This window comes from Oscillatoria sp. FACHB-1406 (assembly GCF_014698145.1).
Classification (GTDB): Bacteria; Cyanobacteriota; Cyanobacteriia; order Cyanobacteriales; family Spirulinaceae; genus FACHB-1406.
In genome coordinates, this window is the sequence record NZ_JACJSM010000003.1 from 147806 (window position 1) to 162214 (window position 14409).

Annotated in this window: 7 protein-coding genes; 2 read left to right on the forward strand and 5 right to left on the reverse strand. The window is 50.9% G+C overall.

Annotation, left to right across the window (positions count from 1 at the left end; genetic code table 11):
- Positions 1–21 precede the first annotated feature (21 nt).
- Positions 22–2070: an NAD-dependent DNA ligase LigA gene (gene ligA / locus H6G50_RS04890; RefSeq protein WP_190713833.1), complete on the forward strand. Its 2049-nt coding sequence runs from the start codon at positions 22–24 to the stop codon at positions 2068–2070.
- A 205-nt stretch (positions 2071–2275) separates the two neighbouring features.
- On the opposite strand, the gene H6G50_RS04895 is transcribed toward ligA, so the two are convergent.
- From H6G50_RS04895 to H6G50_RS04905, 3 genes are all read right to left on the reverse strand, one after another.
- A complete protein-coding gene (locus tag H6G50_RS04895; RefSeq protein WP_190713834.1) occupies positions 2276–3493 on the reverse strand; it encodes an ABC transporter permease in 1218 nt (405 codons plus the stop codon).
- A 116-nt stretch (positions 3494–3609) separates the two neighbouring features.
- Positions 3610–3990, reverse strand: a complete 381-nt coding sequence (locus tag H6G50_RS04900) for a DUF948 domain-containing protein (protein WP_190713835.1) — start codon at positions 3988–3990, stop codon at positions 3610–3612.
- Between the two features lie 9 nt (positions 3991–3999).
- The gene (locus H6G50_RS04905; RefSeq protein WP_190713837.1) at positions 4000–4347 is read right to left on the reverse strand and encodes a YtxH domain-containing protein; all 348 of its coding nucleotides are present in this window, start codon (positions 4345–4347) and stop codon (positions 4000–4002) included.
- 1103 nt (positions 4348–5450) lie between these two features.
- Here H6G50_RS04905 and H6G50_RS04910 point away from each other — a divergent pair.
- Entirely contained in the window at positions 5451–5906 is a 456-nt protein-coding gene (locus tag H6G50_RS04910) for a CBS domain-containing protein (RefSeq protein ID WP_190713838.1), read from the forward strand.
- Between the two features lie 268 nt (positions 5907–6174).
- On the opposite strand, the gene H6G50_RS04915 is transcribed toward H6G50_RS04910, so the two are convergent.
- The gene (locus H6G50_RS04915) at positions 6175–6942 is read right to left on the reverse strand and encodes a DUF928 domain-containing protein (protein WP_190713839.1); all 768 of its coding nucleotides are present in this window, start codon (positions 6940–6942) and stop codon (positions 6175–6177) included.
- Between the two features lie 410 nt (positions 6943–7352).
- The gene (locus H6G50_RS04920; RefSeq protein WP_190713840.1) at positions 7353–14174 is read right to left on the reverse strand and encodes a filamentous hemagglutinin N-terminal domain-containing protein; all 6822 of its coding nucleotides are present in this window, start codon (positions 14172–14174) and stop codon (positions 7353–7355) included.
- Between the last annotated feature and the right edge of the window lie 235 nt (positions 14175–14409).

Consider the following 14409-nt stretch of genomic DNA (forward strand, 5'->3'; position numbering starts at 1 on the left):
ATCCATTGTCAATTATCAATTATGACAGTCACTCCCCAAACCCAACAGCGCGCGAGCCAACTGCGGCAGCAATTACAAGAAGCAGGCTATGCTTACTATGTCCTCGATGCGCCCATCATGGAAGATACGGTTTACGATCGCTTGTATCGGGAACTGCAAGAACTCGAAGAACGCTACCCCGAACTGATTGTAGCCGATAGTCCGACCCAGCGCGTCGGCGATCGCCCCGCAGAACGATTCACCAGCATTCGCCACAATATCCCCCTCTACAGCCTCGAAAATGCCTTTAATATCCCCGAATTGGAAAAGTGGGATGGACGCTGGCGGCGACATTTAACAGCTTCCACCACCGAGGAAAGCGCCGAGTATGTGTGCGAACTCAAAATCGACGGTTCCGCGATCGCGCTAACCTACGAACATGGTATCCTAGTGCGCGGAGCAACGCGCGGCGACGGGATTTCTGGCGAAGACATTACCCCCAATATCCGCACCATCCGCGCCATTCCCCTGCGCCTCACCCTCGAAAACCCGCCCCCCATCGTCGAAGTGCGCGGCGAAGCTTTTCTCCCCCTCGAGGAATTCAACCGCATTAACCAAGAACGCGCCAGCACCGGAGAACCCCTCTTCGCCAACCCTCGCAACGCCGCCGCCGGAACCCTACGCCAACTCGACCCTAAAATTGTAGATCGCCGCCGCCTCGCTTTTTTCGCCTACACGCTCCATCTCCCCGAAGCTACGCCTAACCCGCCCCAAAGTCAATGGCAAGCCCTTGAATATCTACAACACATCGGCTTTTCTGTCAACCCCAATCGCAAACTCTGTCAATCCTTAGCTGAAGTAGAAACGTACTTTCAGCAGTGGGATAGCGGGCGCAAAAGCTTGCCCTATATGACAGATGGAGTCGTTGTCAAACTCAATTCTTTCCCACTCCAAGAACGCCTCGGCTTCACCAATAAATTCCCCCGTTGGGCGATCGCGCTCAAATATCCCGCCGAAGAAGTTCCCACTGTTGTCCGCGAAATTACGGTAAATATTGGTCGCACGGGAGCCGCAACCCCGATGGCAATTATGGAACCCGTCCAAGTCGCTGGAACAACGGTACAGCGCGCAACACTCCACAACCAAGATCGCATCGCCGAACTCGATATCCGCGTCGGTGATACTGTAATTATACGCAAAGCAGGTGAAATTATACCCGAAGTCGTGCGCGTTCTCCTCGAACTGCGCCCGCCCGACACCCAAGCTTATACAATGCCCAAAAACTGCCCGGAGTGCGACTCCCAACTGGTTCGCCCTGCTGGGGAGTCGGTGACGCGCTGCCTCAATAGTTCTTGCTCCGCAATATTACGGGGAAGCGTCGTGCATTGGGCCTCGCGAGATGCCTTGGATATTAAGGGGTTGGGGGAAAAGTTGGTCGAACAGATTGTCGAGAAGGAAATCGCGCGATCGGTTGCAGATTTATACGAATTAACTCGCGAAAAATTGATGAGTTTAGAGCGAATGGGAGAGAAATTAGCCGATAAATTAATTAATGCTATTTCTAACTCTAAACAACAATCCTATCCGCGCGTTTTATATGGTTTAGGTATCCGCTATGTCGGCAAAACTAACGCAGAACTACTCGCCGAATCCTTTCCAACCATCCAAGCTTTAAGTCAAGCTTCTGTAGACGATTTAGAATCGACTTATGGCATTGGTTCGGAAATCGCTCAATCAGTGTGGCAATGGTTTAAAATTCCTGCCAATCAAGAATTAGTCGGGCGATTACAAGCAATAGGATTGAACTTTGGCAGCGAAGATAGCCCCGACGTTAAGCCGATGGGGGAGCAACTATTGGCAGGAAAAACATTTGTCGTAACGGGGACATTACCCACCTTAAGCCGTCAAGAAGCAGAAGCCTTAATTAAGCAATCTGGGGGAAAAATCAGTAGTTCTGTCAGTCAGAAAACCGATTATATTGTAGTCGGAGATAAGGCAGGCTCGAAGTTAGAAAAAGCGCAACAATTGGGGATCGTTCAGTTAAGCGAATCGGAACTTTTAGAACGGGTAGGCGGCAAAGAAAAAGGATAAGAATAAGGCGAATTGAATAAATAGGAGCTATAGCGTTTTTCGTACCCATTAGGTACGAATTTCTATAAGTCTCAAAAAATTCAAGTTTTCATTGAACCTTCTTAAAATCGAACTATAGCAGTTTTCACATGGATAAGGTACACCCAGAGGGCGAATACCATTCGCCCCCACGGAGCGGCGTTTAATAACGCTATAGCTCCAATAACTACGCCGTTCTCAAAGCCACAATCGGATCCAACTTCGCCGCACGACGAGCGGGAAATACCCCAAAAAATAAACCAATTCCACCGGAAATGCTAACCGCTAGGATAATAGCAGCGGGAGAAATTCCAGCTTTGAGCGGACTGATAGCACCGACGAGTAAAGTCCCGCTTACGCCTAATAGCGTTCCGAGCAATCCTCCTGCGGCTGAAAGGATTACAGCTTCGATTAAAAATTGGGTTAATATCTCGCTTTCTTGCGCGCCAACTGCCTTGCGCAGCCCGATTTCTTGAGTACGTTCGGTGACAGAAACGAGCATGATATTCATAACACCAATCCCGCCAACTAATAGAGAAATTCCCGACACTGCCGCCAGCATTACAGTGAGTCCGCTTGTTACTGTATTAACAATCGTGAGAATATCTTTCTGCGTTCGCACCCCAAAGTCATCTTTCCCCGTAATTTTGTGGCGCAAGCGCAATAAATTTTCAATTTGAAATCTTGCCGCGCGCACGCTTTTTTCATCTTTAGCAGAAACATTAATAAAAGAAACTTCAGTACCGTAAGGCGAAGTTCGTCCTACGACTTGACTGGACATGGTGCTGAGGGGAATGTAAGCGGTGTCGTCTTGGTTGTTGCCGAGGAAAGATCCTTTTGCTTTCATTACGCCGATGACTTCAAAGCCAATATTTTTGATGCGAATGCGCTTGCCAATCGGTTCTTCGCTGCTAAAGAATTTTTTTGCAATTTCCGAACCCAGCACGACAACGCGATTGTTGCGTTGGAGATCGGAATCATTAATAAATCGACCGCTAGCAATCTCAAAACTGCGAACTGAGAGAAATGTGGGAGTCGCACCGATAATGGTTTGATTGGTGTTGCGACTGCGATAGGAAATAATTTGAGAGAGGGTGATTTGTGGTGCAACTTCTTTGACGGTGGGAACTTGGGACGCGATCGCATCCGAATCGGCTAACACCAACGTTTTAGGAATATCGAAGGTCGTTCGCCGTTCTTCCTCGGAACCGGGGACGACAAATAAAACGTTGGGACCGAGCGATTCAAACTGTTCTGCTGCTAAGCGTTGCGCGCCTTGACCGATCCCAATCGTGGCAATCGTGGAAGCGTTGCCGATAATAATTCCGAGCATCGTTAAAACGCTGCGAAGTTTGTTATTGGCAAGCGTTGTCGTTGCCATTTGAATGCTTTCAACCGGATTCACGAGCGATTGCCCTCCTCAAATCAGTGTTTTAGCTTATTTTCTCGAACTTGTCAGCGGAAAAATTTATATCAATGCTTCGCACCCAGCGCGAGACGGATAGCTGCCCGAAGCTTCGATTACGAATGGGGCGGGCGACGGTTCCAGGTATCCCAAGCCGCCTTCACGCCCGCTGCTAAACTGCGCGTTTCCACTGAAAGTTTCTCGGCTTGCAGGCGCGCGTCGGTTAAACTGCGATCGACTTGTCGAGCGACTTCGCTGGCGCTATTCGCACCATCGTTCAGTTCTTCGGTTAGTTCGACAATTTCTGAGCCAGTGAGACGAATTGCTTCTAATGTCGGCGGAAATTCCTGTCGGAGGGTATCGAAGAGTTTCTCCGCACTGCGCGCCGCCCGGGAGATTTCTAGAACCGCAGGAATCAGCGCGACTAAAACAGCCGTTAAGCTAACGGCTACTAAAAAGAGTGACAGTCCCAGCCAAAAGATTGGATCTACTAGCACGCAATTTCTCTATAAACGACGGTCGAGGGGCGTGGAAGGATTGGAGACGCTAGGACGAGGGGGCATGAGTTGCTCGCGCTGCTGCTGGCTAGCTTCTAAGCCCGCTGCGATCGCGTCCTTGAGTCGGTTGAGCGTGTCTTCCCAGTTTTGCAGCGCCGACTCCGATAAGCGATCGGCTTGCAATTGTACCGTTGTGGATAAATCTTCCGCTAGTTCGGGTAATGCTTCCGCTGACTTCTCCAGCAGTCGCCGCGTTTCCTTACCCGAACGAGGGGCAAATAATAAGCCTGCTGCCGTGCCGATTGCCGTGCCGACTAGCATTCCGCCAATGAACCATCCCGTGCTTTTCGTTGTCACGATCCCACCTCGCATACTTCCCTTCAATTCTACCAAGATCCATCGCAGTGCTTCGCTCGGGCTGCGGAGCGGTTAGTCACGATTAAGGCAGAACGTAACTCATTCAGACGAAGAAACCCTGAGAGTGCAACTGTTCTTCTCTCAAGGTTTCGACCATAAATTAGATATCAGAAAGTTTTCGGAAAGTTTTCGGAAATATTTTAGGAATAAGAAATCAAATCGGGCTACTCAGTTAAGAAGTAGCCTGACAAGGTTGACAATATATTTCTCCATTAGGGCTGAAGTTTCAGCCTTCGGAGAATTGACAGCACAGTGGATTGATAGGTGAGAGTAACATTCAACCTTTGGTTTCATCTTTTCTAGAATCGTCTATTTGCTCCGATAGCGCTTGGATCTCAGTCCGGAATTTCTGTGAGTCTTATCAACCAAAATCTCGATCGCTAACATAAAAAACTTGTGATTTATCGCACAAGGGTATCGCTTCAAAAAATGCTTTGCCCGAAATTTTTAGCCTTTAGCTCTTCCAAAATAGAAATCGTGTCAGCGATCCGCGACGCGATCGCTATCCAGCAAACTCAAAGGAGCCTCTGAAGTTGTACCATTGATGTCTTACCCTCACAGATCGAAATTATTCACAACCCATCGCTAAAAATCCGGAACTATCTTTACACGCTTCCGACTGAGGTGTATTATCGAAGAATATTACCGATTTGTAAGCAAAACTAGCGCTAGGATTGGCTTTAAAATAAATCTAGGTTCTTAAAATTTTCTCGCTAATTAAGACACCCAAAATACTGCAATTGTTATTAGTCGCTTAACCGTGCATCTCTCCTAACAAACTCGGTTTTTTCTAGAAAGTCGATCCAATCTTCGTTGAGTATAAATCCGCTTCCACTTCTGACCTCACTTCGTACAATACCCCTGCTGATTCAGCGAATTGGCAGTTTGTTGCAAAGATCGATCGGATTTGTGGTGGCGACGGATAGCCTGAATAATTTCTTGCCCATGAGGATTATTGTCGGGTATCCAAACCTTCTAATTCAGTTGCTTAAACGTCCTCAAAAATATCGGTTGAATCCTACAAACCCAGAGTTATCAATTTTATGATGCGAGCCGAAGAAATCATGACGCGCGAGGTGGTGACAATAAAAGGTTCTGCCACTGTCGCCGAAGCTGTTGCCTTAATGAAAGAGAAAAAGTTGCGCGCTCTAATTATCGAGCAGCGTAACGAGATCGATCCCTACGGTATTGTTAGCGAAACCGATATCATTAACAAAGTTGCGGCTTACGGTCACGACCCGAAAAAAATGCGGGTCTACGAGATTATGACTAAGCCGTGCATTACGGTGGATCCGGATTTAGGGGTAGAATATGTCGCGCGCTTGTTTGGAATGACGAGAATTCGCCGCGCGCCCGTCGTTCGCGAGAAGTTACTCGGCATTATTTCAGTGAGCGATATTCTCTATAAAAGCGATTTTGTAGAAAAACCAAAGGGCAGTTTTACTCTGTATTGTGAGGATAATCCAATCGCTACTGAAACTAGCCTTTATGAGGATTAGGGCTTCAGCAGCGTTAGGATTCTTAATCGACGATTGGGCTGGCGTGAAAATGAACGCTTTACGCTCGAGAAGCGAAATTTAGAATCGAATGTTATTTTATCGACCCTCGCGAGGAACATTATGATTACGGGCATCCGTGTCAATCTACCGAGCTTGCGTGTCAAGTCGCAAGTTTCGACCCTAATGTAGAGGCGTTTTATTATCGTCTCTACATTTTCTGTTATTCAATCCTTAAACCGTTTATCCGGTTAAATCCGGAAGTGGGAGATTAACGAGAAGCCGTTGCTGGGTTTTGCAAGCCAACAGAACTCAGCAGCGAGCTTAAGTCTGCTTCGATGCTAGGATCGTTAGGATTGGCTGATTTAGCGCGATAGAAGGCGGCAAGTGCATCATACCAGGCTCCGAAATGGGCATAGGCGATCGCGCGATCGCGATCGTTAGCGGCTTTGTCAATTGTGACTTGAAGTTCCTTGCCGGGGGCGACGCGCTCGACCCAACTAATATAAACAGGATTGGCAGAAGGTCGCTTTTCGTTGCACTGGAGGCTAACCGTCCACATATAAAGTTGACCCGGTACGAGTTCGGGTATATCGGCTGGGAGATCGAGGGCGACAATACCGGCCTTCGAGACTGAAACTTGCTTTTCGTAAACCGTTTCGTCAATGCCGTTATTGCCGGGACGAAGTAGAGAAAATTTAATCGGTACGGAGATAGGTTGCGAAACGCTCCAGAAAAAACTCGGATGCGCCGATACGGTTTGTCCCGCTACTTCCTGGGAAGGGAGGAGTAATGCGAGTTGCGAACTCCGTTGAGAGCCATCGCATTCGCGTAAAGTTGTATCTTGACCGTCTCGCGAGGCTGCACCTTGGCTGCGGGCGGGTTTTGAATTGACGGGCAGGTTGAACAGCGATTTTGCTGCCGATGTAGATTCGGCTGAGGCAGCCTGTAGGCCGAGTCCTCCAGGAGGTGCGCAAGGGAGCAACTGCGAGCAAAGAAATGAAATCGAGAGTAAGGTCAAACAGCGAGGGAACAACATAACAATAACCAGTTTTTATAGTCTAGGGAATGTCTTATAAATTTTCCTTGAATCTGCTGCTGTAAGCCAGAACAGATTGTTTCGAGATCTGAGAATCGATAAGAAATAGTAAAACGATGATGCGATCCGAAAAACCCTCTCGAGGCATAAGGGGAAGCGAGTTGAAGTCTGTAGCGGGCGAGGACAAAACTGTAGGGACGCGAGGAGAAGGGAACTCTTGTCCGAAAGCGCTGTGGTGCAATCTCGAGTTTTGTTCATGGCTACCCCTGAAATTCAACAATCGTTTCAGCGTGAATTTGCTGAAGCTACTCCTTATTCTTATTTCCTCTCACCCCGGAATTTTTACTTATACCCCATTATAATCATCGCGTTCAAAAGCGCAACGCGAATCGAACCGCGATTGGGAAAACTTAATTTAGCTTTTCTGTTTCCGAACTCGGAGCCATACAAACGAGCGATCGCGCTTGCTCGATCTCTTGCATTTGGGCGCTCGTTCCTAAAATCAAACGTCCGTCGGCGGTAGCTGCCAGTCCCCCAGCTTCGACGACGGGATCGCCCACTTTCCAAGCTGCTTGCGGTTCGCTTGAAGCTGGCGCTGCCAAGGGCGAACTACCACTCAATCCTCGAACGCCAACCACTTCATACCGACCGCGAATGGCATCATAAGGGTTTGTCGGAATGCCGCCCGTACCCGTAACATAAAAAGTTCCGTGCTGGGCATTGCGACGAGTCAGGCAGGAATTCGCGATCGCGGTTTCCGTATCGATAAAATTGCTCGCCAGCCGTTGCAAGGAATTTTGGAGGAATGTAAAGTCTGGGAAGCGCACCGCACCGCTCGCGCCCGTCACCGAAGAAGCGGAAATATCGACGCGCCCATTGCCCCGAAACCGGGCAAAGTCTCCTACATTGCGCCCCACCCCAAACGCACTGATGTTTGAGAACAGATCGGCAATAAAAGTGTCGGAATTGATGAGAATGTTACCCCCATCGCCCCGAACCGCATTGGCTAGGATGTCGCTGTCGTTTAAAGCCAGGAATATCGGAGAGATGAGCGTAATATTACCGCCTCCTCCAGTACCATCAAAAACGCTGCTACTAATTAAACTACTGTCGGTCAGCAGCGTATTGCGGGCAGAGATGGCAATGTTGCCGCCTCCTGCGTGCAGAGAAGTCGCCGTAATTTCGCCCCCGCGACTGACAAAGTTTGACGCAATCCGAAGCTCGATATCTCCTGCCCTGCCGCTTCCTTCGGAGTTGGAGGAAATACGAGCCAAATTGAGGTCGAGCGTGTCGGTGCTGAGTTTAATGTCGCCACCATCGCCGATCGCGCTTGCTGCTACATTGCTAGTAATCCGGCTGTCGGTTAATTGCGTCTCTCCTTTCACTGAAATAGCGATCGAACCGGCACTCCCTTTCCCCGCCGTACTCCCAGAAATTTCTGCACCATTGCTTAAGTTCAGGCGATCGGTCTCGATCTCGATATTGCCGCCGTTCCCCGTTGCTCTCTGTCCCACCGCGCTAAGGATTCCGCTTCCCGATAGGTTCGTGCTGTCGCTGGCATGGATGTCAATCTTCCCAGCATCACCTCGACCTTGAGTGCTAGCGGATAACAGGGCGTTATTGGTCAAGGATAGCGAACGGGTGGCGATGCCGACGTTTCCCCCTCTGCCGATTCCGGTTTCGCCAACAGCCGAGGATGCGGTACTGCTGTCGATCGCGATCGCATTGTCTGCCCTTAAACTCACGCTTCCTGCGTTTCCCGCACCCGCTGTCGAGGAGGAGACCGCACTGTTGTTCGTCAACTGAATTAAGGGGGCTGCAACCGTCACATTGCCGCCTTTACCCCGACCGCCGACTTCAACATCAGAGGTTACGCTACTCCCATCTAGGCGGACGGTTCGCGACGCTGCAAGGCTAACACTGCCAGCATTCCCCGCTCCCGCCGTGGAGGAGGAAGCTTGCGCGTCATTATTTAAGGCGATTTCCGGGGCGTTTAAGCTGACATTGCCCCCATCCCCTACACCCGTGCTACCTACTGCGGAAACGGCACTGCTATTATCGAGGAGCAGTCTTTCGCTGGCACTCAAATCGACAATTCCTGCATTTCCTCGACCGAAGCTACTCGAGGTGGCTTGAGCGTTATTAGCTAAGGATAACAAACGACCCGATAGCGAGACATCGCCCCCATTGCCTCTACCTCCGGCTTGTACCGCAGAAGTTGCACTGCTATTGTTGAGGTTAACGCGATCGCCCCGTATTTCCACACTGCCCGCATTTCCCGCTCCCGCCGTGGAGGAGGAGGCTTGCGCGTCATTATTTAAGGCGATTTCCGGTGCGTTTAAGCTGACATTGCCCCCATCCCCTGCACCCGTGCTACCTACTGCGGAAGCGGCACTACTGTTATCGAGGGTCAGTTTTTCGCTGGCACTCAAATCGACAATTCCTGCATTTCCTCGACCGAAGCTACTCGAGGTGGCTTGAGCGTTATTAGTTAAGGATAACAAACGACCCGATAGCGAGACATCGCCCCCATTGCCTCTACCTCCGGCTTGTACCGCAGAAGTTGCACTGCTATTGTTGAGGTTAACGCGATCGCCCCGTATTTCCACACTACCCGCATTCCCCGCTCCCGCCGTGGAGGAGGAAGCTTGCGCGTCATTATTTAAGGCGATTTCCGGTGCGTTTAAGCTGACATTTCCCCCATCCCCTACACCCGTGCTACCCACTGCGGAAACGGCACTGCTATTATCGAGGCTTAGTTTTTCGCTGGCGCTTAAACTGACGCTCCCAGCGTTCCCATTTCCGGCTGTCGATGAGCTAGCTTGAGCGTTGTTAGTCAGGGATAACAAACGGCCCGATAGCGAGACATCGCCCCCATTGCCTCTACCTCCGGCTTGTACCGCAGAAGTTGCACTACTGTTATTGAGGTTGACGCGATCGCCCCGTATTTCCACACTGCCCGCATTCCCCGCTCCTGCGGTGGAGGAGGAAGCTTGCGCGTCGTTATTTAAGGCGATTTCCGGTGCGTTTAAGCTGACATTACCCCCATTCCCTAAACCCGTGCTACCCACTGCGGAAGCGGCGCTGCTGTTATCGAGGTTCAGTCTTTCACTGGCGCTTAAATCTACCACGCCTGCATTTCCTTGACCGAAGCTACTCGATGTGGCTTGAGCGTTATTAGTCAGGGATAACAAACGACCCGATAGCGAGACATCGCCCCCATTGCCTCTACCTCCGGCTTGTACCGCGGAAGTTGCACTGCTGTTATTGAGGTTGACGCGATCGCCCCGTATTTCCACACTACCCGCATTCCCCGCTCCCGCCGTGGAGGAGGAGGCTTGCGCGTCGTTATTTAAGGCGATTTCCGGTGCGTTTAAGCTGACATTTCCCCCATTCCCTAAACCCGTACTACCCACTGCGGAAGCGGCGCTGCTGTTATCGAGGGTTAATCTTTCGCTGGCGCTTAAATCGACAATTCCTGCATTTCCTTGACCGAAGCTACTGGAGGTGGCTTGAGCATTATTGGCTAAAGATAATAAACGACCCGATAGCGATACATTTCCGCCCGAGCCGTTTGCGCCCGATCGCACTTCGCTGGAAACGGTGCTGCGATCTAGGGCGAGCGTATCAATATTCGTGTCAATTTTGGCGCTCCCAGCATTCCCAAAACCGGCAGTTGCAGAGGAAACCAGGGAGCCATTGCTCAGGCTGACGGCAATAGGAGAGCCTGACGCTGTGCCTGCGAGGGTGACATTGCCTGCCATACCCCGACCTCCGGCTTCAACAGTCGTCAGAGCGCGACTATTATCTAACGAGATCGCGCGATTCCCCAGCAGGCTTACATCGCCCGCATTGCCCCGTCCTGCGGTACTCGAAGAGATTTCGGAGTTGCTGCGTAACGCGATCGTATCGCCGATGAGCGTAACCATGCCGCCATTACCCGCTCCGGTTGCTTCAACATCGCTCTCGATGCGACTGTTATTGTCGAGAGCGATCGCGCCGGTGGCTGTAAGGCGAACATTACCGGCGTTACCCGTCCCTGCCGTACTCGAAGAAATGCTAGAACTATTATCCAAAGAGAGGGATTGTCCGGTCATGGTAATGTTACCGCCGTTTCCTACCGCACCCAGAGCGACTCGACTCTCAACGCGACTGTTATCCAGGGCAACTGCTTGGGTTGCATTTAAGTTAACCGTTCCGGCATTGCCCTGCCCGAAAGTACTCGAGGAGGTGACGGCACTATCGGTCAAGGACAGCGTTCCTGCGGTCGCGCTCAAGTTAACCGTTCCGGCATTGCCCTGCCCGAACGTACTCGAGGAGACGATCGCGCTATTGCGAAGGGCAACGGTGGGTCCGATAACGCTGACGTTTCCGCCTTGCCCGACTGCACGAGCGCCGACTTCGCTATCCACCGTGCTGCGATCGAGGATAATCCCTTGGCTCGCTTGCAGATTCACCGTTCCGGCATCGCCTTGCCCTTGAGTTCGCGAGGAAACCGTCGAACCATTGACTAGGGACAGCAAGCGCGCGTTAACGCTAATATCGCCGGCTCGGTTTTGACCGCTCTGAGCTACGGTACTCAAAATCTCGCTGCTGTCAATTGTCGCGCGATCGCTCGCATTCAAGTTTACGGTTCCCGCCCGTGCTAACCCAGAAGTATTCGAGGAAATTTGAGAGCTATTGACTAAATCTATGTTTTGTGCATTAAGGGTGACATTACCCCCCGTATTGGTTGCCGCGCCGACAGAATTATCGCTAGAAACGCGACTGTTATCGATCGCGATATCCCGCGCCGCAAATAAATCGATATTACCCGCATCGCCGGTTCCATAACTATTCGAGGAGATTCTAACGCCGCCCGCGATCGAGACATTGCCGCTGTCAGCCCGGACGGTTACAGTCCCGGCTTGAGAAGTGCCGTTCGTTAGAGAAGAAACAACGGTTTGATTCTGGAGCGCAACTTCGCCCCCTCGAATCGTGACAACTCCGCGCGAAAAGGAGGGAACTGTTGCTGTGCCAGCGTCGCTAGTAACGCGGCTGTTGTTGATATTCAGGCTTTGGGTTCCCAGCAACGTCACTTGTCCGGCGTTACCGCTTCCTTGGTTGCTCGAGGAAATGGCAGCGTTATTAAGAATGTTGAGGACGCGCGCGCCGATCGCGACTTGTCCGGCATCATTACCCGCAGTGGTGCTGCCCTGACTGGCAATCGTGCTATTGTCGATCGCGGCGGTATCGCTGAAATTTAGCGAGATTGTACCGGCTTTGCCGAGTCCGAAGGTACTCGAAGTAATTTCAGCGCGGTTTTGCAATGCCAGCGATTGCCCTTGCAGCGCGATCGTTCCCGCATTCCCCGTAGCAGCGGCTTCGGTGGTACTCACCACCCGACTATTATCAATGTTCAGCGCGTTATTCGCTGTAATCTGAATTCGTCCCCCATTGCCTCGGTTAAAGGTGCTGGAGGTAATCAGCGCGCCATTGCTGACATTGACTGCGTTGCCCGAAATTGCGATATTTCCCGCCGCCGCCGAGCCGTAAGTATCGCTATTAATCGTCACCCCATTAAACTCGACATTCCCATTAACCGAGCGAAGGCTGATATTACCGCCGCCGCCGTTTTTACCGCCCGAGGAATCCATTGCCCCCGCGCGAATGTCGCCGCTTGCATTCAAGGTTATAGCGCCCCCATTCCGGCCGAAGCGATCGGCACCTGCTACTAGCGATAGCAACTGACCGCCACTGGTATCTATTCCCCCGTTGCTGCTACTAATCGCGATCGCACCGCTATCGCGCTGGGTGGATCGCGTATCGATCGTTTGAGTGGCAATCCCATCTCGCGCCAACAACGTGACGTTTCCGCCATTGCGATTGACTGCACTCGCCGAAGTATTGATGTCACCCGTCTGAATGCCCGCCCGCGAGTCAATCACAACCGTTGCTGCATTCCCGATGCTGTTACTCCCAGCGATCGCACCTATGGTAATGTTTCCCCCTCCTAGGCTGAGGTTGGGGCTGTATTGCGTCGATAGATAAACGATACCGTTAGCTGCCGCCGCCGTATTATTGAAAACGATGCGATTGAGGTTAATCTCCGCGTTTCCCGACATTCCGACCGCTAGGGGAGAACCGAAAAAGCTTGTCGTTCCGGCCCGAATATCGAGCGCAGGGCGAGTCGTGCCGTTAATCGCAAGCGAAGTCCCGTTAGAGAGCGTTACCGTACTGTTATTGAAGAGAACGCCTGCGCCGGTAATCGCGATCGTGCCGGTAGAGAAAACGCTGCCGCCCGCTAAAATTTGCAGCGAAGTCCCCGTGTAATTGTTAAAGAAATAATCGCCGGAAACCTGAAAAACGGGATCGTCGATACTGATTAAATCTCCCAAGTTTCCATTCATATTTTCGACGCGGAAGTTTCCCAAGCTGCGGAATCTTCCATCGCTAACAATAGGGTTATCGCTACGCAGGATTGTATTGCCGCCAGACGTAATCTCGCTATTGGGATGGCGCAAGATAGAAATATTAAGATTGCGCTCGCCTTGAACGAGTAAATTACTACCGCTTGTCGTATTGAAAGGGGCTGTCGCACTATCGGCAATCGTTAGAGAGTTAAGCGCTTCTAAGGTTAAGTCTCTACCCGCGTGGAGTTGTCCGGAGAGATCGAGATTAGCCCCCGATAGAATCAAACTGCCGCCCACTGTTAAATTGCCCCGGCTGACAATACTTTGGGTAGCAACCGCGTTATGAAATAGAGCGCCCGGTTGAATGCTTAATAAACTGCTGTTCCCGATATCGCTGGCACTGTAATAGCCGTTATTATTCTCGAAGAGAATGCGATCGGCGGTGCTGGCAGTAAAAGAACCCGCGATATCGAGTTGGACGTTTGCGCCGAAGATAATGCCGTTCGGATTTAACAGAAAGAGATTGGCATTGCCCAGAACGCCCAATCTGCCTAGGATTTCGGAGGGATTGCTGCCCGTAACGCGCGTGAGGATATTTTCAACAGCAGCGGGATTGCTGAAGTAAACGCCACTGCCTTCGCCAACATTGAACTCGCTGAAGCTATGAAAAAGATTGATACCGCGTAAAGCGCCGCCATCAATGCGATTGTTTGTATCGTCAAGGGGAACGATCGCTGAATTTTCGGTACCGAGAGTGCTATCGGGAACTAGGGGCAAAGCGAAAGCTTCATTCCCTAATAGCAGCACGATTAAAGCTGGTATTGCACGCTGGAGTTTCATGTTGGCAGATGACGAGCGAGTGCATTGAATAACTCATTATTGTTGGGGGATTTTCCCTACTCTTTTGGGGAGATTCCCCCACCCCAATTGGATAGTTGGACGACAGCCCTACGGTATCGTCTCAATGCTAACTCTATTTTCAGCAAAAAGAGCAAACTTGTGAAAAAGTTATGAATACCTAGACCGCAGGGGATTAGCAGGCGATCGCAGTTATGATTCTTTTTTATCGAAAGCT